Source organism: Thalassobacillus sp. B23F22_16, from assembly GCF_043496955.1.
Taxonomy (GTDB): domain Bacteria; phylum Bacillota; class Bacilli; order Bacillales; family Halobacillaceae; genus Thalassobacillus; species Thalassobacillus devorans_A.
In genome coordinates, this window is the sequence record NZ_JBIEKD010000008.1 from 38,387 (window position 1) to 64,968 (window position 26,582).

Below are 26,582 nucleotides of genomic sequence, written 5' to 3' on the forward strand. Positions count from 1 at the left end.
GGATCAGGTGGTGACTCGATATGTTACGTCTTCTGAAAAAAGTGGCAGCCGGCCCGATGGACTGGCTATTGTACACAGTGCTGAATGAAAGACAACGAAAAAAACTAGGTGACTTTCTTTCACAGGAACAAAAGCAGAGACTAAAGGAAATTCTTCATGGCAAAAAGTTTCTCCAAAGAAAGAAATTACGGCAATTGAAGCACCACCTTTATAACCTGGGATTCACCGAACGTGCTTTGGGAGAATTAGAACAGTTCTACCGGGAAGTAAAAGGGGAAGATATCAAACGGCTTGTCGCGTGGGAATTAGTGCTCTGGTACGCTAATAAGTACTCGGAAGAAGGGGCAGAAAAAGCGCTGGAATACCTTCCTGCAGCAGCCCGTATGGAAACCAGCCCCGATCACCTTAGAAGAATTGCGATTATTAAGGCAGAATGCTATGACATCCTGGGAAAACAGGATAAAGGGCAGCACACGATTAAAGAAATGCTGGCAAACCAGAAGCATCCTGACCTTTATTTAGCAATGGCAAATTTAGAAGATAACATAGAGGATAGGCTGAAGTGGATGAATAAGGCGATGGAAGCCTATCAGCTGCAGCCTATTTCGTTTGCTTCTAAAAAGAAACCAGAGTATGACGACCTTACCACCATATCAAGTGAGAAGAAAATCACCGATGGTCCGCTGATCTCCGTCATTCTTCCAGCTTTCAAAGCGGAGGATGGAATTCATACAGCCATCGAATCGATTCTTTCGCAAACGTGGCAAAATGTCGAGCTGCTAGTTGTAGAGGATTGCAGTCCCGATGATACCCGTAAAGTGGTCGAGGAGTACGTTGCTAAAGACAAGCGGGTACAACTGCTTTCTACTCCTCAGAACAGTGGACCTTACGTAGCGCGCAATATCGCTCTCCAAGCTGCTAAAGGGGAGTTTGTTACGATCAATGATTCGGACGACTGGTCTCATGAGCAGAAGCTAGAGAAGCAGGTGCGCCATTTAATCGACAATCCTGATATAATCGCGAACACGTCTGGCCACGCCCGGCTGACAGAAGACTTGAAGCTGTATCGCCGCGGTACTCCAGGTAAATATATTTTTCCGAACATGTCTTCCATCATGTTCCGGCGTGAACCAGTTATAGAGAAAGTCGGTTATTGGGATAGTGTCAGGTTTGCAGCAGATGGCGAGTTCAAGCGGAGACTGGTGAAAACATTCGGCAAGGAGAAGTATGTCGATCTTGAGACTGGTCCATTATCCTTGCCAAGGCAGTCTGTTTCCTCTCTTACTGGAAGTTCTGCTTTTGGATATAACGGATTTTTCATGGGGGTAAGAAAAGAGTATGTCGAGAGCCTGGAGCACCATCACCGTCAGGCAGACAGCTTGTATTACCCGTACCCACAAACGACACGCCCGTTCCCGGTGCCGGAACCGATGTGGCCGGAGCGTGAGGAGAAGCCGGACGGCAAACGTCATTTTGAGAAAGTCATAGCAGCCGACTTCCGGGTCATGCCGGAAAAGAAGCTGAAGCTTATAAAAGAATTGATTGCACGTGCTGATAAACGTGTTGGATTAGTGCAGATGTATGGATACGATCTCAGCATAACGAAACCCATCCACGAAAAAGTCAGAAACCTGCTTGATGGTGAAAAAGTACACATGCTTGTCTATGGTGAAAAAATTGTAACGCATGAAATGTATATTCTAGATTCCAGTGTACTGGAAGATAAGCAAAAATATATCCCGGAAGTAGATACAAAAGATATAAAAGTTGCCGTGGCGGATCACCATGCGTCAGAAGCAGGTGAGGAAAAACTAAAGCAGGCAAAGCTTCACCTGAACTTATATTTCGGTGAAAATGCGAGCTGGTATGCAAGTGAAAACAGCGTATTTTCCGATGAGGCAAAAGAGTTGCTCGGAGAAATTCAACCTGCCAGAGAGCTGCTCGACCAGAGGCGGACCAGCAATGGCTAAAGCTCAGACACGAAGCTATGCAGAAGAGTATGAGCAGCTGCGGCGTCAACTGGCCGAAAAAGAAAAGGAACTGGCAATCAGTGAAAACAAGCTGAAACAAATAAAAGGCAGCTATTATGCCATGAAAAACAGTAATATTTTCAGGCTTCTTCATAAGGCTAATAAAGTGAAAGTACTCATAAAAAATGTCATACAGGTGCTTCGAGGAAAAAAGAAAGCTCTCACTCTTTTTCAGAGAGGTACAAGTCTTCAAACAGGAACGAAGCAAATGGAATCCTATCGTTATTATTTATATGAATTAGGTTTTACCGAACGTGTTTTAGCAGATCTTGAAAAAATATATACAACAACAGGCGACCAGCACATGAAGCGGCTGGCAGCCTTGGAACTGTCCCGCTGGTATGCCAGTAAAAAGACGGAACAAGGTGCAAAGCGGGCATTGGCTTACCTGCCTGCAGTCGTCAAGGGAACAAGTGATCCAGAATTGCTCAGACAAGCTGCTATCCTGACAGCAGAAAGTCTGCACCTGCTTAACCATAAGCAAAAAGCGAAACACGTCTTACAAAAGGCTCTTGGATTTTGGGACCATCCAGAACTGCACCAAGCTTTAGTAATCCTGGAAGAAAGTATGGGAAAACAGCAACCCACCCCATTACCTGAAGAGCAAGTTCAAGCAGATATAGTGTTTGCCACCGACTTCCGTCTGTCAGAAAATGAGCTGGCAGATACAATAGAAGAAATTAATATTAACCAGGAACGTGGGTTAAAGACTGTGCTTGTTCCACTGGCAACCTATGATTTTCGCCTGCCAGCAACAATCGCTCCTGCGATTCAGAAATTGATTAATGATGAAGTCGTAGACTTGCTCGACAGTAATAAGCAAGTCAATTGTGATTTGCTTATCATCAAACACCCACAGGTGCTGGAAGAAAAACAGGAAAAGCTGCCAAGAATCTCAGCCGGAATGGTAAGGGTCGTCATGGAGAGCCCTCCAGACGATAGCCAGCATGGTTATTCACTAAGGCACTGTTCGCGAAATTTGTTGGATTATGCGGATAAACAAGCAAGGTGGCATCCGAAAAACAAACAGGTGAGAAGCATGTTAACCAATCAGGAAAACAGGGAACTGAAATATATTAAATTGGCAAGCCAGAACTGGTATAGCGCTTATGGCAGCAGATACGAAGCTTTTCTTGATGACTGGCTGGTAAAATCACCGAGGGGAGATGTGAAAACTGATGGACAATAATGAACAGGAAAAACAACAAACTTCCCCTCAGGAAGATGAACAGGAATACCTTAGACACATGATTCAAGCGGAAGCAGAGGTTGGCCAAAAAGAACAAGAGCTTAAGCAAAACCAAAAGGAAACCAAACAAATACAGAAAAGTAATGTCTGGAAATATACAGCACCGCTACGTAAAATAAAAGCTCTAGTCAGTAGGATAACAGGAAACAAAGAGGAAGCAGACAAGCATCTCCTTGAGATAGAGCAGGAAGCAAAACAATTACTCCAAAAAGAGTTAGAAGCAACGAAAGAACAGCTGGCGGAAGTTAGGCTCGATGATCGTTACATGAAAAGCCATGAAACCCTCAAAGTGGTTAAAGAGCAGAAACAGGAAGGAAAACTCCTGGAATACATTACAAAACTGGTGCAACAAAAACACCAACATGAGGCAAACTATAATGAAGCGCTGCGCTATGCAGCCAGAACGTGGATGAATGATAAACCAGAATACAGGAAATTAGCTTACCGTGAGGTACTCGAAGGATTTCAAGTGGAAGAAATACCGGAATTCATAGTCCGGGAAGGGCTTAACGATCAACCGATTTCCCTTGCGCCCGCCGCTTCCTACCGGGCAAGCCTCAACATGCGAATGAGAAAACTCCAGCTGACCGAATCACTCCCGGAGATGCTGCTCGACGAGAAGCAGACAGCTTATACATTTATGAAGCAAATGAATGTGCGTGTTCCATGGGCGTCCGAAGAGACGTATCGAGCCAAAGATATCCCTGAAAAAACAGGAATCGTCATCAAACCGGCCAATGGGGCCGGGTCTCGCGGCGTTTATCTGGTCCATGCATTTGATGATATAATAGACGTCAAGCGAACGAAAAAACTCGAAAGCTGGGACAAATTGAAAGAAGCAATGGATAAGGACCTCCAATCCGGCTGGGTGGAAGAAGATAGCTGGTATCTGGAAGAACTTATATTAGAAAATAAAGAGGTAAAGACTCCCGCCAGTGACATCAAGTTCTATTGCTTTTATGGCAGGGTGGGACTTATCCTGGAGATCGCCCGTTATCCAGAGGTGAAATACTGCTGGTGGACAGCTGATGGTGAAAGAGTGAAGACAGGAAAATATGAAGATGATCCATATTTAGGAAAAGGCGTTTCATCAGCTGAAACAGAACTTGCTGCGGATATCAGCACAGAGATTCCAGCGCCTTTCATCCGAATCGATTTTCTAAGATCGGAAGAAGGTCTGGTATTCGGAGAATTCACACCGAAACCAGGTAACTATGATGAATTTGACGAGCATTCAGACCGGTGGATGGGTGATCTATTCCTTGAAGCGGAAGCCCGCCTGATGGAAGATCTCCTTGCCGGTAAAAAGTTCAGTGACTATGAAAAGTTGAAGGGAAATTTGAACACTTAAAGAATGTATAGAGTTTTAGGAGGAAATCTGATGGACGAGAACAACACAGAATGGCTGCCGCACCTATCCGGCCAAATTGTAGCAGCTGCTCACGGCAACCTGTTGGATGCTTATGCCGTATCGCTGGAAGGATGGCGGCGAGGGCTTAAATTAAGATGGCATGTCAAAGACTCGGAGAAATTCAAGGATATGCGAACATGGTTTGTGGACAAGCCAGGACAACTGTTTTCCTTAAGTTCCGGTGAGAAGACCCATTATTTCTTCCGGACCCGGGGAGACCTGGTTTCCAACGAAGCAGTGGATATCGGCAGGGATAAAGAAAGAACAAAGCGGGTATTGAAAGAACAAGGTGTACCAGTACCGGAAGGAAAGCAGTTTCCTGAAGACGTGGATAACGAAACAATCATAGCGTTCGCCAACCAGATTGGATACCCGGTTGTCTTAAAGCCGACAGATGGCAGCTTCGGTCGTGGAGTCATGTCCAATATCACTAGTGAAGGAGAGCTTCGCTATTCTTTGGAATATTTACGCAGTGAACTCGATTACCAGGATGTTATTGTTGAACACTATATCCCTGGACCGGAGTATCGGCTATACGTGGTAGGTGATGAAGTAGTAGGTGCCATGAATCGTATCCCGCCTAACGTAATGGGAGACGGTATCAACAATATCAAAGCCCTGATCGAAATCAAAAACGAAGAGCGGAGTCTCAACCCTAGACTAGTCAGCTGTCCGATTGAAATGAATCAGGATGTCATCGAATATATGGGGCGAAAAGGATATACAGCCGATATGGTCCCCGAAAAAGGAGAACAGATTTTCCTAAGTGATAAAAGCAACATATCGCTTGGTGGAGATCCTGTTGATGTGTTAGATGAACTGGACCCGGAGATCAAAGCCATTGCTGTCAATGCAATCAAAGCAGTTCCGGGCCTTGTGCATGGAGCGGTTGATTTAATTACGCATGAAGATAATAAGTGGAACGGTTATGTCATTGAATTGAACCCTACGGCACAAATTGGGGGCCTCCTTTATCCAATGAAGGGAAAACCGAGGGACATTCCAGCTGCAATCATGGATTATTATTTTCCGGAAACGAAAGGTATGGAACTGAACAAAACAAAAACTTATTTTGATTTTCAGGATGTACTTGACCCTTTGCAGGCACGAGATGCCGTTGCAGTTACTGTTACGCCATCCCCCGAGAGTGAAATATTTGCAAAAAAATATATCGTCAGTGGAAATGTGCAGGATATTGGTTATCACCGGGGACTGCGAAAACAAGCGTTTGAACGTGCCTTGCACGGATTCGTTATGAATCGGGACGATGGAGATATCGAAATCGTCGTGGCAGGGACAGACGCTGAAATGGTAGATGACTTCAAAAATGGTATCTGGGAAGACGAAGAGAGAGCCCAGGTGATTGAAATTCAGGAAGAGCCTTTTTATGAGCCGATCAAAGTCGGGTTTGAAATTAAAGCAGACTTGAAAACCCAAATAGAGGAATTAAAAGTTTTCAGGCAGGAGCTTGAAGTGACAGAACATGCCATGAAAAAAGCAGAACTCCAACGGAGGAAATTCCATAAGAGCCTATCCTGGAAAGCGACAAAACCAATCCGATTGGCAGGAGCAGTCGTGAAGAAGATCAAATCATAACAGCAACCATCTGTAAGGTACGGTGTAGGAGGAATAGAAAATGAGTGAGCAGCAGGGAATCAGTCTTCCCCAACTTACCAATGATATTGTCAAAAATGCTAGAAAAACCAGGTTGGATGCCTTTGCAGTAGCCTTGGAAGGATGGCGAAGAGGTCTCAAACTGAAATGGTATACCAAAGACTCAGAACATTTCCAAGACATGATTATCTTTGGTGTCAATCCACCGGGAAGGCTTTTCTCCCTTAGTTCCGAAGAGAGGACCCATTACTTCTTTCGGACTCGAGGAGATATTGTGGCGAATGAGGCAGTAGAAATCGCATCGGAGAAAGACGATACCAAGGTGGTCCTTGATAAAGCTGGCGTGCCTGTACCTAAAGGTAAAGGGTTTGACCCCGAAGCCACCGATGAAGAAATCATCACCTATAGTAAAACGATTGATTACCCCCTTGTATTAAAGCCGACCAACGCCAGCCTTGGAAACGGTGTGGTGACCAATATCAATAGTGATGAAGAATTCTTGAAGGCGATGCACTATGTACGCCACGAACTAGGATATGACGAGGTTATTGTAGAACAGCATGTCGAAGGAGAAGAATACCGTGTCTATGTCGTAGGAGACAAAGTGATTGCAGCTTATAATCGTAAGCCTGCTAACATTATTGGTGATGGGGAGCATACGATTGAAGAATTGATTGAATTAAAAAACACGGAGCGAAAGAAGAATGCCAGGCTGAACAGCTGCCTGATCCATATGGATACAGAAATCCTTGAGTACATTCAATCGGCCGGTTACACGCTGGAAAGTGTTCCGAAAAAAGGGGAACAAATTTACTTGAGGCAGAAAACGAACGTATCTTCCGGTGGCGATCCGATCGATGTCACCGATACGATGTCCAAAGAAATGAAACAAATTGCGATTGATGCCCTTAAAGCTGTTCCTGGTCTGGATCATGGCGGGGTCGATATCATTGCAAATGAAAACCGGTCGATGGACGTCGCGGGTGTTGTCATCGAATTGAACCCGACTGCTCAAATTGGTGGTGCGTTATTTCCACTGAAAGGAAAAGCTCGTGATATCCCTGCTGCAATCATTGATTATTATTTTCCTGAGACAAAGGGTATGGACACCAGAAGGTCCAAAGTCTATTTTGATTTAATTAATGTTCTTGAACCATTAGAGAACAGGGCAGCGCTCGAAGTAGAAGTGGCTCCTGCCCCGATGGGAAAATTGTATGCCAGGAAGTTCACAGTGTATGGCACGGTGCAACGGCAAAGCTACCACCGGTGGTTAAAGAAGCAGGCAATGGATCGTAATCTTCATGGATATATAAAAAATATGGTATTTGATGAAATCGAAATCGTAGTTGCCGGGACGAATAAGTCAGCGATTACAGAATTCAAACAGCTGATCACACAATATCCGCAAAATTCAAAGGTCAATAAAGTAGTGGAAGAGAACCATGAGGAGCCAGTTACGGTCGGTTTCGAAATTTCAGAAAGATATAACACGTCAAGCCTTAAATCAATTCAGCACGCATTGCGAAAGATGGACAAGGATTTGAAATATCTGACTAAACAGAAAAACAGAATTGAAAAAGATAATCAACACATTTTAAATAGCACATCGTGGAGATATACCGCACCATTAAGAAAGGTCGGTGCTTTGGTAAAAAAGGGAAGATAATATGGTTACTTTAGTGGGGAGGAGTAGTTAGAATGATAGAAGAGGCTTATCCTTATTGGTTATCTAAACAAATGATGAAGGGAGTCCGCAGATTCAACATCGATTCTTTTCTTGTCGCTCTGGAGGGTTGGAGAAGAGGTCTTTCGTTAACATTCCATAACAACCATGCAGCTGTTACTGACTTAAAAGTGATCGGTTTTGAACCTGTCGGAAAAACTTTTTCACTTTCTTTGAATGATCGAACCCATTTCTTTTACCGTACCAGAGGGGATAAGGTGGAAAATGAAGCGGTGGAAGTCGGAACAAATAAAAAAGAAACCAAACGTATTCTTGCTTCTCAGCAAGTGCCGGTTCCTGAGGGCTTTGAATTTTCTACTGCAACTTCCTGGGAGGAAGTGGCCCGTTTAGCGGAAGAGACAGGATACCCTTTAACCCTGAAGCCCACTTTTGGCAGTTTAGGAAAGGGTGTTATAACTAATATAAAAACACAACAGGAATTACGTGAGAGCATGGATTACGTTATTTCCCAACATGATTATACAGATTATCTCTTGGAACGCCATATTTCAGGAGACGATGTGCGAGTGTATGTCATCGAGGGAGAAGTAGCCGCTGCCACAAAGCGGGTTCCTGCCAATGTGATGGGGGATGGGGTACATACCATCGAAGAATTAGTGGAACGGAAGAATACGATCAGGAGTGAGAACCCCCAGACGTCCACGAGGCTCATAAAAATTGATGAAGAAATGAAAAATTTTCTGCTAAAAAAAGAAAAAAGACTCGAGGATGTGCCTTCGGATGGTGAACTGGTTAACTTGAAAGGACAGAGTAATATTTCGGCAGGTGGAGACTCTATCGATGTCACCGATAGACTAAGAGCAGATGTTGCACAGACAGCCATAGATGCAGTGAAAGCAGTGCCTGGCCTTAATCATGCTGGGATTGATTTGATTGTAAATGACCAGGAAGCAGTAGTAATCGAAATCAATCCTACCGCAGGAATTTCCCTTCATACATTCCCATTATTCGGAACCAAGCAGAATATTGCAGCAAAAATCATCGATTATTACTTTCCAGAAACGAAAGGAATCACTGTCAGCGACAAAATCTATTTTGATTATAAAAATATTTTGGATTTGTTCAGGAGCAATTCACTGGAACAAGCTCGGGTTACTGATGCCCCTGTAGGTCAATTGTATGCTAAAAGGTATGTGATTTCGGGTAACGTACAAAAGGTGGGCTACCGCAGATGGATTCGCAGACAAGCAATAGAGCAGGGGCTTCATGGATATACAAGAAACCTGAATAATGGCAATGTTGTCGTGGTAGTAGCTGGTATAGACAAACACACTGTAGATGATTTCAAAGATACTTGTTACCATGGATCTAGTAAGGCAGAAGTTGAGAAAATTAAAGAATTTGCATGGGATAAACAAATCAGGATTGGGTTTGAAATTAGAAAAAGCAGGTAACAGCTGCTTTTTTTAAGGGATACCCGCCGGGGAGGTAGTAGATAGATGGAATCAAGCCAAAAATTCACCCTAGCAGCCACGGGGGACGTACTTTTACATACAAGATTATGCAGGAAAGCCAAAAGAAAAATACGCAACGGGTATGATTTCGATGGGCTTATGGAGGAAACGAAACACCTTTTTAATAAAGGCGATTTGACGATTGTGAATCAGGAATCGATCATTGGAGGGAAAGAACTTGGCATTTCCGATTTCCCTAAATTCAACAGTCCAGTGGATATTGGCTACACACTAAAGAATTTCGGTGTGGATATCGTAAGCCTTGCCAATAACCACATCATGGATAAAGGAGAAGAAGGGGTATTAAAATCTATTGAAAACTGGGAGAAAATAGGCATCCCTTATGTGGGTGCATATAAATCTAAAGAAGACCAGGAGACACTTAGAATCATAAATAAAAATGGCTTGCGAGTCTGCTTCCTATCCTATACAAGGAAAATGCCTTCTGTAAAATTGCCGAAAGATAAACCTTATATGGTAGATTGCTATGAACCTATGAAAATCAAAAAGATAGAGAAACGGATCAGAAACATCCGAAAAGAAAATCTGGCTGATGTCATCATTTTGTCGCTTCACTTCGGCAAGGAATACCATTTGTATCCTGCCATGGAACAAAAGGAAATTTCTGCAACCCTCTCAGATGCAGGAGCAGATGTCATCATCGGCCACCATCCACATGTCCTTCAACCACCTGAATATATTCTGAATTCACGAGGTAAAAGAACTTTTGTCATGAATTCTTTAGGGAACTTTTTTTCAGGGCAAAAAGGACTGTACAGGCAAATTGGCGCATTTATGACAATAGACATTGAAAAATTCAATGACAACCCTGTATTAAAAATTGACAAACCGACACTGAAATTGACATTTACGGATAGTACAGATAAGAAGAATTATAAGATGCATTTATTAGAAGACATAGTTGAGCAAAGAGAATATATTAAAACGCATATGGGAGATTTTAGGTCGGCAGAAGTTTATGAAGAACTTAAAACTCGCCTGAGCCAATGGGTTCCTGAAATAGAAATATCATAAGTTGTACAAAAGTTAATGGTGAAATGAGTAAGATAATTGGTTAATAGAATGGAGAATTTATTCATGAGTAATACGGACGAAAGATACCTTCCTCATCTTAAAGATGCTCTTCCGGAGCATGCCCACGGTTACATGTCCAGTGGGTATAGCATAGCCCTGGAAGGGTGGAGACGAGGACTGGATTTAAAGATCAGGGTTAAATATCTAAGAAGAAAAGCGAAAATAACAGAATTTATGTTGAGTAACGGAGAGAAAACCCATTACTTCCAAATCACTCGTGGTGATTTAGTCTCGAAAAAGGCAGTAAGAATTTGTGTGAATAAAGACCAGACAAAAGAATATCTATTAAAATCCGGAGTAGAGACACCAAAAGGGGAAACTTTTGATGAAAACAGATCCGATGAAGAAATAATAGAGTTTGCAAATCGGGCAGGCTACCCCCTTGTATTGAAGCCGACGGATGGTACAGGCGGGGTCGGGGTAATCGCCAATATAAAGAATGAAGCAGAAATGAAACAGGCGATAACCTATGTAAGGGATCAATTGGAGTATAGAAAGGTTATCGTTGAACAATTTTTTAAAGGGGAAGATCATCGCCTGTACGTAGTAGGGGATGAAGTGGTCGGAGTATTCAAACGTGATCCTGCAAGCGTGACAGGAAACGGAACTGATACGATTAAAGAACTGCTAAAAAAGAAAAATGAAGACCGAATGAAAATTCCATCCCTGCAAAATAAACCGATAAAAGTAAATGCAGAAACAAAGGAGTTACTAAGTCGTCTGGGATACACGATGGAGTCTGTACCTGCAGAAGGAGAAACAGTATTTCTTAAATCGAAGAACAATGTATCTTCCGGCGGTGAAGCTGTCGATGTCACAGATGAAACGACAGATGAAATGAAGCGGATAGCAGTCGCTGCTACAAAAGCGATACCGACACTCGTCCAGGCTGGAGTCGATATGATTATTGATAAGGAAACCAATACAGGAGTCGTGCTCGAAATAAATTCCAGAGCACACATCCGTACCCATCTTTTCCCATCCTATGGGAAGGCAAGGGACGTACCATCTGCTATCATCGATTATTATTTTCCTGAGACAAAAGGATACCAACGGGAAAAGGCTGCAAAAATGTATTTTGATTTCAATCATATCTATCAATCTTTTGAAGCTGGTACAACAGGATATATAGATATTCCTTCGATTCCTGATGATATTGAACTGACGAGGTTTCTATTGAATGCGGACAAGTTTCCGAAAGACTTTGATCAATGGATTCGATCCACTGCTGTAAGGAATAACGTAAGTGGATATGTCAAGTGGACCAAAAATAATAACCTCTCTCTCATTCTTGGAGGTAACCGGGATGACATAAATGATTTTACAGCTCTTTTGAAAAGAAAGATTTCCCGCTCGAAACAATCAATCAGCATGAAAAGGAAATCAAGGAACTCGCCTGTCAGACAAGGCTTTTATATCGATAATGATGAAATAAATGCAGAGATGGAATTGCAGCATCAAAAGCTTTTGAAAGAAAACGAACAGTTGAAAAGAGAATTAGCAAAATTAAAGAAACGGCAAAACAAAATCCTGAATAGTACTTCCTGGAAAGTAACAAAGCCATTACGGGCATTGAAAAGGTAAGAATTGTTGAGCATGGTCTCTATGAAGCGGAACATTCTGGTGCTATAAATAACTAACGTTGGAGATGAACATTATGAGCAACTCACATCATTTACCACACCTTCAGGGTTCTCTTCCTGAAGATGTCTTCACTTACCAGACTTCTTTTTATACAGTAGCTTTAGAAGGATGGCGCCGTGGTCTTAAATTAAAATATTATAATAGTAAAAGAGGCGGGAGGGTACCCTCCACGTCCATAACCTATTCACTTTCTGATGATAACAACGAGTATCATTTCGTTTGTGCACGAGGATCTCAATCCACTAGGGAAGCTGTGCTTAAAGCGGAAAATAAAAGCAGTGCTTATAAGTATTTGAAAGAAAATGGAGTGCCTATACCTGAAAGCAGAACGTTCGATTTTTCCGAAACCTCGGTTGAAGAGATGTGTGATTATGGTGAATCGATTGGTTATCCTCTTGTAGTGAAACCGACCAACATGGGTGGTGGTAGAGGGGTAGTGACCCATATCGATTCCAAAGAAATGCTGCGAGAGTCTATTTTGAAAATAAAAGATGAATTCAGCAGAAAGAATGTCATCATTGAGAAATACTTTGAAGGTGGGGTCGACTATCGCTTTTATGTAATAAAAGATAAAGTGATTGCTGTATCAAAATCCTATTCCTCAAATGTCATCGGTGATGGGAAAAGCAATATCGAGCAACTGATAAAGGAAAGAAACAAAGAAATAAAGAGCAATGTTGCTGCCAGGAATAGGACGATCAAAATCGATGATAATCTGTTAAATTATTTAAAGGAACAGAATCTCTCTCTTCAATATATACCTGAAAAGGGGGAGAGGGTTTTTGTCAGGAAACATGGTACCTACCTTGGTAAACGACTTAACGTTGACTGTACCAATACCGTTGACCCTAAATTTAAAAAATATGCCGTAGATGCTTTGAATTCTATCCCTGGGTTACCAACCGGCTCGATAGACATGATCATCAATGAAGAGAAAAATGAAGGAATCGTCAATGAAATCAACACGAAAGGGGAAATCATGATGCATGTATTTCCTGTTGAAGGAGAGGCCATTGACATTCCAAAACATTTGATTGATTATTACTTTCCTGAATCGAAAAAAATCAATGATCACTTTTACTTTGAATATAAACCAGTCAAAGAATTGTTCTTGAGCGGATTAGCAGATGAAATCACAATTCCGATGTACCCGAAAGGTACTTATCATAAAAAAGAACTGGTGATTGAAGGGGAACGTCTCGGTCCATTGTATCTGAAAAAATTGAAGAAAAAAGCAGCCAACTTGCAATTGAAAGGATCGATTAATCCCATTTCAAAAGAAAGGCTTGAAGTAACCGCAATTGGTAGTGAGAAAAAGATATCGAAATTGGAAGAGTTCATAAATACTCAAGGCACCGCAAAGTCCAAAATTCATCAGGTGACCACCGCGGAATTCGAGGAATTTAAGGGCAGAAGCAGTATCGGTTTTGAAATAATAGAAAACGACTGAAACAAAAGCAAAAGAATCCCATCCAAGGGAAAACCCGGACAATTTGTATATATTGTCCGGGTTTCTTTATTCAGTAAACAGATACTTTTTTTAATGTTGAGCAGTACGTATATTATTTTCACTATTTTTTCCGGAAAGTTTATTCAGCATATAGTTATAATACTCACTTTTAACCAAGGCGATTTCACCCCAGGCACCTTCCACCCCAGGTGCATTGTTCGATTCAAAAAAGTATAGTTTTCCATTTTCATCAATGCCCAGGTCAATACCTAAGGAGCCTAATTCTTTATTGAACAATTTTTCCAATTTAGCGGGAAAGGTTTTTCCTACTTCATTGATGGAATTTTTGATCTCTTTCCATTGATCACCATAGTTTGCTTGAAGGAAAGGATCCAAATAACTAATACAGCCGCCCTGGGCAATATTAGACACAACTTTTTGTCCGGTACCTATCCGGATAAGATTGATGACAATTTCCCATTCACCTTTCCCATTTTTCTCTAAACGGATTCGGCAATCGAATGGATCTCCGTGTTTGGTTCTTGATGCGATATATTTTTGGTAAATATAATTCTTGGGAGCAAGATTTTTCTTATAAAATTTTTTCAATTTTCCTTTTGAAATCTTCTCCGAGTTATTACCATAACTTAAAATATATTTATTTTTCTCTTTTGCAAGCTTATAAATGCCTTGCCCTTTATGTCCCCTTTTAGGTTTCATGACAATCTGATTGTGATGTTTTAAAAATTTATAGAAGTCTTTAAAGTCAGAATCCTCAATTGTGGGGATCAATATATCGGCGAATTCCCCATCTTCCTTAAGTTTAGTATACATGTTACTTTTAGAAGATAATCTATCTGTTGTAAAGTAACTATGCTTTCTTAAAAATTTTATTTGTTCTTTATACTTGAAACTATAAACAGTAACATCCACAAACGGTGGTACGGGCACTTCTTTGGTGACCCATTTATTATCAACAAGTACTTTACCGTTTACTACGTTACGCTCCATATCAATATCTTTTGGATGAAAATAAACCAAATCAATTCCATGGTATTTAGTTGTTTTTGCTAATAATTTTACAAATTCTTTTGGCTTTTTAAATGTTCGCATATATCCGACTAGCATATCCACTGTCCTTTCTAGCTACATTTTTAAGGTTGCTGAGTAAATTATACAAAGGAAAATTCTAATAACAATAGATGTAATTGAATTATTATAAGACTGTTATTGGCATTTAATAAGAACAATATTCCCACCATTTCAGGTAAAAAAACAGGAATTAACTGTAAGGTTGTACAGGATAGGATACACTCATTTTGTGTGTTAATATAAAATTTATTAGTTTTAAAATTGCTTACCTCTAACTCTACATAGAAAAACAGGTGATTCAGATGAGAAATAATCAAAAGGAATGGCTTCCGCACCTACAAAGCTGCATGCCTGAAAAGTTGCCTTCTGGTAAAATCAGTATGTATACAATTGCTTTGGAAGGCTGGAGGAGAGGACTGAAATTAAAGTTATATAATGAATTATTCGAAGGTAAAATGGTGATCAATTATTCGCTTTCCAACAAGGAAAAAGAATGCCATTTTGCAGTTTCCAAGGGACCTGAAGTCACAGAAGAAACTAGGAAGATAAGCAGGAGTAAAACTAAAACGAAAAAATATTTAGAGCTGGCGAATATCCCTGTCGCTTCAGGTGCCAACTTCAATGATAAGAAAAGCGACGAAGAGATCATACGTTACGCAGATGAACTGGGCTACCCAGTTGTATTGAAACCTACTGATGGCAAGCTGGGAAAAGGAGTCATCGTCAATATTAGTGATGCCGATGAACTGAAGGACGCATTGACCTATGTACGTAAGAGATTAAAGCATGATGAGGTAATCCTTGAAAAATATGTCGAAGGCGATGAAGTACGGGTATATGTTCTGGATGGCAAAGTATTGGCAGCAATGAAAAGGATTCCGGCAAATATTATTGCAGATGGTAAACATTCAATTAAACAATTGATTATTAATAGAAATAAAGAGAGAAAAAGAAATCCAAACTTGAGAACCCGGCCGATAAAGATAGACAATGAAGTTAGAAAGTATATAAGAAAATCCGGATATGAAATGGACAGTATACCTGCTGTAAATGAACAAATTTTTCTAAGGAGAAACAGTAACTTATCTTCAGGAGGAGAGCCGATCGATGTTACGGATGAATTGACAGCATACATAAAAGGTATAGCCGTTAATACTACAAAGGCCATCCCGGGAATGGTCCAAGGTGGTGTGGATATGATTATAAATGGTGATACTGTCACGGTGATTGAAGTTAATTCCAAACCGGGGATCGGGGGGCACCTTTTTCCGGAGAAAGGCTGCGCCAAAAATATTCCAAAAGCAATCATCGATTACTATTTCCCTGAAACGATGAATAATGCTATACACCAGGAGATATATTTTGATTATCCTTTTTTTGCAGACACCCTCAGATCCGGTCAGGCTGAAGAAGTGATACTGCCGGAGCTGCCACGACATTTATCCGTGCAGGCATTTTCGGTTACTGGTAAAGTACAAAAGGTAGGCTACAGGCGTTGGGTACAGAGGAAAGCGATGAATTTAGAATTGAGTGGATTTGTAGAGAATAGAGCAGATGGATCTGTTTTCATTGTAGCTGCAGGTGATGAATCCAACATGTTTAACTTTGAAGCGGTTCTTAATTCAGAAAGCCCACGCCGGGCACAAGTGCAGGAAGTCTCAGGAAAGCCTTGGAGGAAACCTGTTCAATTAGGTTTTCAAGTGATAAAAGAAGAAATTTCAGAACAAAAAGCAGCTGAAAAAAACAGCATAATTAATAAGCAGAAGAAACAAATAAAACAATTACAACTTGATTTAGAGCAATTACAAAATCATCAAAGATACGACTCTGCCAGCAAGCTCTCTAAATTCATTTCACGTTTAGTAAAAAAATAAAATTAAGTTCCATATTGAAATGTGAGTTTCTACCCCAGGTAGAAACTCATTTTTTGTTGTTTTTTGACAAATAAAAGCACTAAAACTATTGAAAAGTTGGATTATCTGTCGATACTAGGAAAGTATTACTTTAATTTACAAGGGGGGTGAGTCTAAATTGAACAGAAGAAATGGGTTGATTCTATTAATCTTCTTTTTGTCTCTCTTCAACTTTAGTGCGATTACTGCAGGTGCAGAAGATAATGAAGGGCATGAGAAGAACAAAAAAGAGCAAACGGATGAGATCATCGATTCAACAGAAGACGGAGCAATAGATGAACCTGACGGTGATGATGAAGCGTTACAGGATGACCAATTACCTGAAGAGTTACTCGAAACACCATCGAAATATGAAAACGGAGACTATGGGAATCACATTAATGAGTTAAAGCAAGGCTTAACTGATCTAGGGTTTGGTGATTACCCAGAAGCACCAAACGAATACTATGGCGATTATACGAAAAAAATCGTAATAGATTTCCAAACCTACTATGACCTGGAGTCAAATGGAATCGCCGGGGAATCCACGTTGGAACTGATGGATGAGTTACTAACTTCACCATTGCAATTGGAGGGTGAAGGCAATGAAGTTGTTGACGTAAAAGAAGCTCTCGTTGAGTCAGGTTACCTTGATTCAGATGAACTGTCCGCGATTTTTGATGAAAAAGCAGAGCAAGCGGTACTTGACTTACAAGAAGAACATGAGTTGATCGTAAATGGTATCGTCGACTCTGTTACAAAGCAAAAGTTAGAAGAACTCACAGTGAAGAATGAGACAGAAGAACAAGAACCTGGAGAAGAGGAACCAGAACAAAAAGAATCCCTTCCTCCTCGTGAGGAGAATGATAACACCACAGAAGAGGAAAGCCAGTCAGATGAAGGAAATAATGAGAAAGACGTACTACAAGACGAACCTGTAAAAGAAGATGAATTTAAGGATAAACAGGAAGAAGCAGCATCTGAACAGGAAGATTCCAATGTCATGAAGAAAGGCACCACCTCTGAGGAAGTTGTGGACCTTAAACTTGCTCTTGAGAAGCTTGGATTCCAAGTATCCAATAATCTGACGGCCTACTTTGGCACCAAAACAGCTGAGACAGTGAAAAACTTCCAATCTTATTATGGTGTAACAGAGGATGAACCAGGAACCGCCGGAACAGCGACCTTGGCAAAAATGGAAGAAATTACGTCAACTTCTTTCCAACTTGGAGGCTATGATGAAGAAACAATTACCCTGAAAGAAAAATTAGATGAACTGGGTTATCGAATCTCCAATAATCCTACTACTTATTTCGGGAGCTCGACAGCACAAACGATAAAGAAATTTCAGGATGATCACGGCCTGGTAGTCAACGGAATTGCTGATCCGCTAACCTGGGATAAAATCAATTCCTTATTATCTGCTTCTAAAAATAAGAGCCTAAGCAGTTTTTCCATTCAGGCTGCAACCACAGAGACTTATTCTAAAGGTGACTACCACGAGGGTGTAATCCAATTGAAAGCTGATTTGGAGCAATTAGGTTTCCATGTATCCAATAATCCTACGACCTATTATGGATCTACTACAGAGAAAGTAGTGAAAGAGTTCCAGTCCTATTATGGGTTAGTTGCAGATGGTATTGCCGGGAGGATGACTTTCGGTAAAATTGACGCGATTTTGTCCAGTCCATTCCAGGTGGGAGGCTACAGCAGCCAGAATATCACCCTGAAAGAAAACCTTTCCAAAGTAGGCTTTCACACATCAAACAACCCTACCACCTATTATGGGGGTAAGACAGCAGATTCTGTGAGCAGCTTCCAAAGGAAATATGGATTAGTCATTAATGGTATAGCTGGTCCGGTCACAAGGGATAAAATTTCTCAGCTTGTAAGGGATTCCGGTAATAATGATTCTACAACACTATCTAAAGGTAACTATCATGATGATGTCATCGACTTGAAAGTGAAGCTTGAGAAATTAGGTTTCCATATATCGAATAATCCTACTACATACTATGGGGGTTCTACTGAAAGTACAGTAAAAGAATTTCAATCCTACTATCGAGTAACAGGAGATGCAGCCGGTGTAGCAGGTAAAAACACCTGGAATAAAATCAATGACATCTTATCGACCTATTTTCAGGTAGGGAAACGTAATAAAGATAACATCAGACTTAAAGAAGATTTGAATAGCCTTGGATTCAATGGAATTAAAGTTACCGATTTTTATGGTTCTTACACGAAAAAACGCGTAGAGGATTTTCAAAGACATTACAAGCTTCAGGTTAATGGGATTGCAGATGGACCAACTTTAGAAAAAGTCAATCAATTAAAGTCAAGCCCGTTAAGGAAAGGTCAATATCACAATGATGCTATCCAACTGAAAAAAGATCTTGCTGCGATAGGCTATAGTGTTTCATCTAATCCTACCAGCTATTTCGGCGACAAAACAGTAGCAGAGGTAAAGAGCTTTCAAAGAGCCTATGATCTTCCTGCCAGTGGCATTGCTGATACGTACACACTGAACAAACTGGCACAGGTTGTAAAAAATAATGTGATCAAGATATTCCTTGATCCAGGCCATGGTGGGCATGATGCAGGAGCAAGCTCATATGGTCTGAAAGAAAAAGATGTGGTTCTTGAGATAGCCCTTGCAACAGCAAACCATTTGCAGAATAACTATCAAGGCGTGGATGTCAATCTTTCACGGACGACTGACAAATTTATTCAGCTGGAAGAAAGGGCTCGATTGGCCAATAATTGGAATGCAGACTATTTTGTGAGCTTCCATACGAACGCTTTTAACGGTAAAACCGGAGGCTTTGAAACTTTCATCCATAATGGAAATGTTTCCAATGAAACAGTTAAAAGACAATCTGAAATTCATAGTTACTTGATAAATCGATTGAATGTAAATGAAAGAGGGAAAAAGTCAGCGGATTTCAGCGTTCTGCGGAACACTAAGATGTCAGCTATTCTTCTCGAATATATGTTCATTGATAATAAATTTGAGAATGATTTTTTACAGAAGTCTTATAACCGTCAATGGCTCGGTCAAATCACTGCAGAAGCTATCGCACAATCTTATAATTTGAAAAAAAGATGATTTAACAAAGAGAGAAAGCAGCTTGTATTCCAAAATTGGAACAGGTTGCTTTCTTCAGTTTTCACGAATGATAACTTTTTATATTACTATTATTTTCAGCAAGACCCTTGGTGATGGCTATAGGTTAGTAGAGCAAATACAGAGATTGGCAGTGCGCTCGGCAATAGAGTCGAAAGAAAAAAGCCTTACTTTAAATCTGATAGAAATTCATTATTAATTGTAAATGAAAGTAAAAAATTGCGGTAAATTTTGTAATAATATGCAATATTATCTTGAAAAATGACACATTTTGACCGATACTAATAAAGTATTTAAATAAATTTAAGGAGGTGAAACTAAAGTGAAGATCAGAAATCTACTATTATTAGTACTATTATTTTCTCTGTTCCACTTTAGTCCACTCGTAGCAACAGCAACCGTAGGTGAAAACTCTGAGGATGCAGAAAGAGAAGAAGTAGAATCAGAGGTAGAGGAAACTGAATCTGCTGATGAGGCGGAAGAGGAGCCTTCGGATACTGAAGAAGTCACTGAAGAACAGATAGATACAGAGGATGCTTCAAAAGAAGAAAAAACAGAGCAGTCCGCTGAAAGTGATGAAACTACGGAGAATGAAGTTTTAAAAGAGGAGGAAGCGACAGAAGAACCTTCTGAATCTGGAGAAGGGGAAGAAGCAACAGAAGAACCTTCTGAATCTGGAGAAGAGGAAGAAGCAACAAAAGAACCTTCTGAATCTGAAGAAGTGGAAGAACCTGAGAAAGTAGAAGAGCAATCAGACACTGAAGAAGATACAGTCGATGAAGCTACAAAGAAATTGATAGAGTCCGGTGAGTACAAGGACGACCTCCAGCCCGAGACGCAAAAAATGGGTTTGATGTCTATCAATGCAGTTTATCAGTATGGTGACAACGGAGAACACGTAGTGGAACTTAAAAAAAACCTGACCAAATTAGGGTTTGGTAAGTTTCCGCCAGAGCCGACAATATATTATGGGGATGTAACGGAAGGTGTAGTCAAGGATTTTCAACGCTATTATGGACTGACTGTAGATGGCATTGCCGGCCCTAACACGTTGACATTGATTGAAGAGATACTTGCTAGTCCATTCCAGGTCGGTGGTTATGATGAACGCAATATTACATTGAAAGAAGATCTGGAGACGGTGGGATACTCAGTATCCAATAATCCGACTACTTATTACGGGACATCCACTGAAGCTACAGTGAGAGAATTTCAGGCGGATAATAATCTTGTAGTTAATGGCATTGCTGATCCCATAACAAGGAACAAGCTGGAAGAGCTAGTGATCCAACATACAGATCCGACTTTACATAATGGAGTATATAGTGATGAAGTCATCGATTTGAAGGTTAACTTGGATAAATTAGGGTTTCACGTTTCTAACAACCCAACCACTTACTTTGGTCCTTCTACTGCACAAAAAGTAAAGGAATTCCAGGAATATTATGGAGTAAGTGGAGATGAGGCAGGAGTAGCTGGTGAAGCTACACTTTCTTATATTGATGAACTTTTAGCAAGCCCATTCCAATCAGGTTATTATCATGAACAGACAATCAAATTGAAGGAAGATCTGGCTAAACTCGGTTATGTTGTTTCTAGCAATCCAACGACCTACTATGGTGATTCAACGACCCAGTCAGTCAGAGAATTCCAGAATGAAAATGGTCTGGTGGTGAATGGTATTGCTGACCCCGTTACATGGAACAAGTTGGAATCTTTAGCGTATGGTGACTTATATAATGGAGTTTACCGGGATGATGTTATTGATTTGAAAGTCAAGTTGGACCGTCTCGGATTCCATGTATCTAGTAATCCAACTACCTATTTCGGCCCTTCAACTGAAAAGGTTGTAATAGACTTTCAAAATTATTACGGAGTAAGTGGCGATACAGCAGGAGTAGCAGGTGAGGCTACACTTGGTAAGATAGAGGAACTTTTAGCAAGTCCATTTCAATCAGGCAAGCGTCATGAAAGAACAATCACATTGAAAGAAGATCTTGCTAAAGTTGGCATTCAGGTTTCCAATAACCCGACCACTTACTATGGCTCATCGACAGAGCAGGCGGTGAAAGATTTTCAAGCTGCACATGACCTCGTTGTAAATGGAATTGCAGATCCGGTTACGTGGAGTAAATTGGAAGAACTCGCTAACGGTCCTATGTATAACGGACTCTATCGGGAAGATGTTATTGATTTGAAAATCAACTTGGAAAAGCTGGGTTTCCATGTGTCTAATAATCCAACCAATTACTTCGGCCCCTCCACTGAAAAAGTGGTGAAAGATTTTCAGGCTTATTATGGAGTGGAAGAAGACAGCTCAGGAGTAGCCGGAGATGCTACACTGAAACAAATTGATCAGATTCTATCAAGTCCTTTCCGTGTAGGGGAAAGCAGCAGCGAAACGATCATCCTGAAAGAAAATCTGAACCGACTTGGATTTGGTAACATTCAGGTCACAGAACACTATGGTGAATTAACCGAAGAGAAAGTAAAAGACTTTCAGAAATATTATGGATTAGTAGTCAATGGTATCGCAGATGAACCGACCCAAAGTAAAATTGAGGATATCCTCGCAAGTCCTTTACAGGTCGGTAGTTATCACGAAGATGCAGTTGAACTGAAGGAAGATTTAGCCAAGTTAGGGTATAAGGTGTCGAATAATCCTACAAACTACTTCGGCCCTTCAACAGAAGATCAAGTCCGTGCTTTCCAGCGTGATAATAGCTTGCCTGTAAGCGGTATAGCAGAAGAGACGACACTAGAAGCAATTGCTACAGCCTTAGAGGATCGCGAAATTATTACGCACACAACGTTTGATGTAACGATGGAAGAAGCTCTGGAAGTTCAGATGAACCAGTTGCAGCAGACCGATAAGTATCGGAATGATCCCGCTTATATCCATGCTGATTATGTAGATGTCACAGAATTTGACGCCATTTCTGGAAGTAGAGTAAATGTAAGAACAGCACCTGAGCTTGATTCCTCTACGATCGCCTATATGCTTACTCAGGGAACTATCGTAGAAATTAAACGTGAAGTCGAGGGTGATGCGGTCGATGGCGATACTACATGGTATGAGCTGACATATAAGGGTGAAACGTTATACGCGCATACCTCCTTAGTAGACGAGGATCTTACAATCGCTAAGACAACGGCAGCCTTGAATGTAAGAGCTGCTAAGAGTTCTTCCAGCCACATTTATGGTGTATTAAAGGATGGCGAAACAGTCAATATTGTCAATACAGATGAGAACTGGTACGAAATCACATACGGTACTTGGAGAAATCCTACCAGTAGTGAAGTCGAGTTTTATTTGAATCCAAATAATAACGATATGTTCCAGCATCTCGAGCTTTCAACAAGTGTCTCAGTGGACGCGTCACAGTTAAATAACGTTCTTGATGGCAAAGGCATTCTATCAGGACAAGGACTAGCGTTCATTGAAGCTGGAGACAGACACAGAATTAATGAAATTTACCTTATTTCCCATGCCTTGCTCGAAACAGGTCACGGAACTTCAGCTCTAGCTACTGGAATTGAAGTAGGGATTGATGAGAATGATAATGCAGTATTGGTGACAACAAGCAATCGGGATAGCCTTTCCGGCATCGAAACCGTGTACAACATGTTTGGTGTCGGAGCTATTGATGGTGATGCACACCGTGCAGGAGCTGTCAGGGCTTATGAGGAAGAGTGGTTTACTCCTGGAGACGCAATCATCGGAGGAGCCAAATTCATTGGCAGCCGTTATGTTCATAATGACTTTAAACAGGACACTCTTTATAAAATGCGTTGGAATCCAGCTAATCCTGGATACCCGCAATATGCTACAGATATAGCTTGGGCAACCAAACAAGTGGCAAAAATCAAGGACATGTACAGTCTTCTCAATAACCCATTGCTAAAATTCAATATAGTTGAATACAAGTAAAAAAATCCAGCCCCTTTGCCAGGGGCTGGATTTTTTGTATATATTTTCTACTGTAATTAAAAATTCACGACAATTCATTTACATAAGTTGAACGATAACAAACTGGTGGTATAATTACATCACTTCGTAAAAAAATAATAAAAAAAGAGGTAATTTTATATGCTTGTTGGTTTTATGCGAAATGCCAAGAACCCTGCAATTATGGCCAGGATAATTGCTATCATGTGCCGTTATTATGACATGGAACTTATTTATATCAAGCCGGAAGATGTCGACATGGATAATCAAACGGTCAAAGGAAAAATGTACATCAAGAACAGGTGGGTCAATGTGGAGAAAGAACTCCCTCCTATCATTGATATTTCAGCCTACTGTTTTAAAAGAAAAAACAGGACTATATTGAACTATCTGAGAGAGCATACGTTCCTGACATACGACCGGAAAAATGCTTTGAATAAAGAAAGACTGCAAAGAGAACTGGTTAAAGATAAGGAATTCGCACATCTGGTCATCCCGACTGCCAAAGCGAAAACATTCGAAGACGTGGAAAATTTCCTAAAGAAATATACAACGATTGTAATGAAGCCCATTCACGGAGAAAAGGGAAAAGGAGTTTACATTTTAAAGAGAGAAGGAGAAGACTATATACTCGGTTATCAGAAGAAAGAGGAAAAGTTTAATCGGGCAGAGTTAGAAACTCGTTATTATTCTATAGTTGGACAGAAGAAATATATTATTCAGAAGTATATCAGTTCCCGAACGATAAATGGAGATCCTTTCGATTGCAGGATCCATGTTCAAAAGGATGGTAAAGGTAAGTGGTCGATTGCTAAAAAGTATATTAGGATAGGAATCGGTCAAAAGGTAATGTCTAACGTCAATCAAGGTGGAGGAATCAGTGAGACAAAACCATTTTTGCAAGCTAACTTTGGTGAGCATTGGAAAGAAATCGAGGAGAAACTGAATGTTCTAGCGAAAACTCTGCCTTACAAAATGGAAGAATTAAAAAATGCGCCTACCATGGCACTCGGTTTAGACGTAGCCATTGATAAAAACGGAGATTTATATTTATTTGAGACAAATGGTGCTCCTGCAACAGGTGCGCTGTTGGCACAGTCAGCTTTATTGAGTACAAAATATTATCAATATGTCAGGAAACATAAGCTGCCTTTGGGTGCTAAAAATACAACAAATTCATACGTAAAAACCAAGACTGAATATGAACGGGAAATAGCAGAGTTGAAGCAGGAAAATCAAAAATTAAAAAAAGAATATCAAGCCATTAAAGAAAGCACATCCTGGCGAGTGACCGCCCCTCTACGCAAAGTCAGTCAACTGTTGAAGAAAAAGTAAGTTAAAGTAGGCAGCCAAATCTCCGTGGAGGGAATTGGGTGTTTTCCGTTAATTGTGTTTTGCTTGATCCTCAGGAACCTCCTAAAGCTGGTATTTTCTGGTGACTCTTCATATCATATTGACTGTCCCATTGAATTCTTTTACACTGAACGGTGATAAAATGTCGAAAATTGTCGAATTATATAGAAGAATTCAGTGGAAGAGGTGTTTAATATGGCGACGGAAGGCAGATATTTATATCAAAATCCTGCAACCTATCAAGCTAATGAAGCAGTGATAGACCCAGACTCTTCCTATCTTTTAAAAGAAGGTATGAGTCATATGGACCTGGTAGATGTGAAAATGAAATTGAACTGGCTCGGTTATGGACAAAGTAAAATAACTACTAAATTTGGCCCTTATTTTAAGGAACAAGTGATGAAATTCCAGGAAGATTATGGATTAGCAAGTACTGGAATGGTTGATTATCGCACCAAGAGAAAAATAAGTGAAGCATTTTCCATAGCATTTCGCCCTGATAGTAAGTTTAAAAGAGTTCGTCGATTCAAATCTGCGCTAGAGAGACTTGGGTTTGGAGAGATTTCAAGTAACGAACAACTAAAAAGGTGTTTGATGGATTTTCAAGTACACTATCAACTAAAAGTAACTGGGTCTTTGGATTTGGCAACTTTCTCTAAAATGAATAAAATTCTTTCAACTTCCTTCCAGGCTGGGGAAGAGCACCAAGATATCATTTCATTAAAGAGTAAGTTGACTTCTTTAGGTTATGGACGGATTAAATTAACACCTAAATTCGGTAAACGGACGGAACGAATGGTGAAGAAATTCCAACAAGATTATGGGTTGCTTGTAAGCGGAATTGCCGATGAACTAACTATGGAGAAGCTGAATACTGCGCAAAGAATCAAAGAAAAGGTGACGTACAGCAGGTATGAGTTCTCTTTTAACGAGATTCTTGAGGAACAGCACATAGATGGTGCAGAAATTGGCGATCATCCGATTATGCTTAATCCGAATAACTTTGTTAATGATGAAAAGATGAAATTTCTCTTTACTGATTTATTTCGTCCTAATGTAACGTCTGCTAATGAGCTTAATAATCTGCTGGTCGGTAAAGGTAATCTGGAAGGACAGGGACAGGTAATTAGTGATATAGCGAATGAGTGGGGTATTAATGAACTTTTTCTGTTGTCCCGTATAATTGGTGATAAACATGAAAGCCTTATTCAAGGAAAAGTCGACCCGAAAATTACGATTAACCGTATCGCAAAAAAAATGATGGACGAATTTGGTCCCTTAAATAATACACTGTATAAAGCTTACTTCAATCCCGATAGTTTCCAAGCGATGGAGAAAAAAGTAAACAGTGATGCTGAGCGGATTACCGGTCTTCTTGACGACCTTTATGAGACTTACCAGGCAATGGATTCCTATACCTTACACCTTGAAATACCTGTATTCAAAGATCGTCCCGTAGAAAAATATATTCGTGGATAAAC

Annotated in this window: 15 protein-coding genes; 14 read left to right on the top strand and 1 reads right to left on the bottom strand. The window is 40.5% G+C overall.

Annotated elements, in window-relative coordinates; all coding sequences use genetic code 11:
- The first annotated feature begins 20 nt into the window (after positions 1 to 20).
- The 9 genes from ACGTNI_RS08320 (at position 21) to ACGTNI_RS08360 (ending at position 13,691) form a co-directional block, all read left to right on the top strand.
- Positions 21 to 1,970, top strand: a complete 1,950-nt coding sequence (locus tag ACGTNI_RS08320; protein WP_394461490.1) for a glycosyltransferase family 2 protein — start codon at positions 21 to 23, stop codon at positions 1,968 to 1,970.
- A complete protein-coding gene (locus tag ACGTNI_RS08325) occupies positions 1,963 to 3,219 on the top strand; it encodes a hypothetical protein (RefSeq protein ID WP_394461492.1) in 1,257 nt (418 codons plus the stop codon). The genes ACGTNI_RS08320 and ACGTNI_RS08325 overlap by 8 nt, the downstream gene beginning before the upstream one ends.
- The gene (locus ACGTNI_RS08330; protein WP_394461494.1) at positions 3,209 to 4,630 is read left to right on the top strand and encodes an ATP-grasp fold amidoligase family protein; all 1,422 of its coding nucleotides are present in this window, start codon (positions 3,209 to 3,211) and stop codon (positions 4,628 to 4,630) included. The genes ACGTNI_RS08325 and ACGTNI_RS08330 overlap by 11 nt, the downstream gene beginning before the upstream one ends.
- 30 nt (positions 4,631 to 4,660) lie before the next feature.
- Positions 4,661 to 6,286 (top strand): acylphosphatase, encoded by a 1,626-nt coding sequence (locus ACGTNI_RS08335; RefSeq protein ID WP_394461496.1) that lies wholly within the window; start codon positions 4,661 to 4,663, stop codon positions 6,284 to 6,286.
- 40 nt (positions 6,287 to 6,326) lie between these two features.
- Positions 6,327 to 7,970, top strand: coding sequence for an acylphosphatase (locus ACGTNI_RS08340; protein ID WP_394461498.1), 1,644 nt, complete (start codon positions 6,327 to 6,329; stop codon positions 7,968 to 7,970).
- A 32-nt stretch (positions 7,971 to 8,002) separates the two neighbouring features.
- Positions 8,003 to 9,442: an acylphosphatase gene (locus ACGTNI_RS08345; RefSeq protein WP_394461500.1), complete on the top strand. Its 1,440-nt coding sequence runs from the start codon at positions 8,003 to 8,005 to the stop codon at positions 9,440 to 9,442.
- A gap of 45 nt (positions 9,443 to 9,487) precedes the next feature.
- Positions 9,488 to 10,537, top strand: coding sequence for a CapA family protein (locus ACGTNI_RS08350; protein WP_394461502.1), 1,050 nt, complete (start codon positions 9,488 to 9,490; stop codon positions 10,535 to 10,537).
- A 63-nt stretch (positions 10,538 to 10,600) separates the two neighbouring features.
- Positions 10,601 to 12,181: an ATP-binding protein gene (locus ACGTNI_RS08355; protein ID WP_394461504.1), complete on the top strand. Its 1,581-nt coding sequence runs from the start codon at positions 10,601 to 10,603 to the stop codon at positions 12,179 to 12,181.
- A gap of 73 nt (positions 12,182 to 12,254) precedes the next feature.
- Entirely contained in the window at positions 12,255 to 13,691 is a 1,437-nt protein-coding gene (locus tag ACGTNI_RS08360; RefSeq protein ID WP_394461506.1) for an ATP-binding protein, read from the top strand.
- A 90-nt stretch (positions 13,692 to 13,781) separates the two neighbouring features.
- On the opposite strand, the gene ACGTNI_RS08365 is transcribed toward ACGTNI_RS08360, so the two are convergent.
- Positions 13,782 to 14,819, bottom strand: a complete 1,038-nt coding sequence (locus ACGTNI_RS08365; protein WP_394461508.1) for a YheC/YheD family protein — start codon at positions 14,817 to 14,819, stop codon at positions 13,782 to 13,784.
- A 266-nt stretch (positions 14,820 to 15,085) separates the two neighbouring features.
- Here ACGTNI_RS08365 and ACGTNI_RS08370 point away from each other — a divergent pair, with 266 nt between their 5' ends.
- From ACGTNI_RS08370 to ACGTNI_RS08390, 5 genes are all read left to right on the top strand, one after another.
- The gene (locus ACGTNI_RS08370) at positions 15,086 to 16,657 is read left to right on the top strand and encodes an acylphosphatase (RefSeq protein WP_394461510.1); all 1,572 of its coding nucleotides are present in this window, start codon (positions 15,086 to 15,088) and stop codon (positions 16,655 to 16,657) included.
- Between the two features lie 157 nt (positions 16,658 to 16,814).
- Positions 16,815 to 19,781, top strand: a complete 2,967-nt coding sequence (locus ACGTNI_RS08375; RefSeq protein WP_394461512.1) for a peptidoglycan-binding protein — start codon at positions 16,815 to 16,817, stop codon at positions 19,779 to 19,781.
- 340 nt (positions 19,782 to 20,121) lie between these two features.
- Positions 20,122 to 23,730 (top strand): peptidoglycan-binding protein, encoded by a 3,609-nt coding sequence (locus tag ACGTNI_RS08380; RefSeq protein ID WP_394461514.1) that lies wholly within the window; start codon positions 20,122 to 20,124, stop codon positions 23,728 to 23,730.
- Between the two features lie 159 nt (positions 23,731 to 23,889).
- Positions 23,890 to 25,083: a YheC/YheD family protein gene (locus ACGTNI_RS08385; RefSeq protein WP_394461517.1), complete on the top strand. Its 1,194-nt coding sequence runs from the start codon at positions 23,890 to 23,892 to the stop codon at positions 25,081 to 25,083.
- Between the two features lie 213 nt (positions 25,084 to 25,296).
- On the top strand, positions 25,297 to 26,580 hold the full coding sequence (locus ACGTNI_RS08390) for a peptidoglycan-binding protein (protein WP_394461519.1): 1,284 nt from the start codon (positions 25,297 to 25,299) through the stop codon (positions 26,578 to 26,580).
- Positions 26,581 to 26,582 lie beyond the last annotated feature (2 nt).

Excerpts from the sequence above, each read along its gene's own strand:
- ACGTNI_RS08365 (WP_394461508.1), bottom strand. The coding sequence starts at position 14,819 with ATGCTAGTCGGATATATGCGAACATTTAAAAAGCCAAAAGAATTTGTA.
- ACGTNI_RS08370 (WP_394461510.1), top strand. The coding sequence starts at position 15,086 with ATGAGAAATAATCAAAAGGAATGGCTTCCGCACCTACAAAGCTGCATG.
- ACGTNI_RS08320 (WP_394461490.1), top strand. The coding sequence starts at position 21 with ATGTTACGTCTTCTGAAAAAAGTGGCAGCCGGCCCGATGGACTGGCTA.
- ACGTNI_RS08355 (WP_394461504.1), top strand. The coding sequence starts at position 10,601 with ATGAGTAATACGGACGAAAGATACCTTCCTCATCTTAAAGATGCTCTT.
- ACGTNI_RS08385 (WP_394461517.1), top strand. The coding sequence starts at position 23,890 with ATGCTTGTTGGTTTTATGCGAAATGCCAAGAACCCTGCAATTATGGCC.
- ACGTNI_RS08350 (WP_394461502.1), top strand. The coding sequence starts at position 9,488 with ATGGAATCAAGCCAAAAATTCACCCTAGCAGCCACGGGGGACGTACTT.
- ACGTNI_RS08360 (WP_394461506.1), top strand. The coding sequence starts at position 12,255 with ATGAGCAACTCACATCATTTACCACACCTTCAGGGTTCTCTTCCTGAA.
- ACGTNI_RS08335 (WP_394461496.1), top strand. The coding sequence starts at position 4,661 with ATGGACGAGAACAACACAGAATGGCTGCCGCACCTATCCGGCCAAATT.
- ACGTNI_RS08340 (WP_394461498.1), top strand. The coding sequence starts at position 6,327 with ATGAGTGAGCAGCAGGGAATCAGTCTTCCCCAACTTACCAATGATATT.
- ACGTNI_RS08325 (WP_394461492.1), top strand. The coding sequence starts at position 1,963 with ATGGCTAAAGCTCAGACACGAAGCTATGCAGAAGAGTATGAGCAGCTG.
- ACGTNI_RS08345 (WP_394461500.1), top strand. The coding sequence starts at position 8,003 with ATGATAGAAGAGGCTTATCCTTATTGGTTATCTAAACAAATGATGAAG.
- ACGTNI_RS08330 (WP_394461494.1), top strand. The coding sequence starts at position 3,209 with ATGGACAATAATGAACAGGAAAAACAACAAACTTCCCCTCAGGAAGAT.
- ACGTNI_RS08390 (WP_394461519.1), top strand. The coding sequence starts at position 25,297 with ATGGCGACGGAAGGCAGATATTTATATCAAAATCCTGCAACCTATCAA.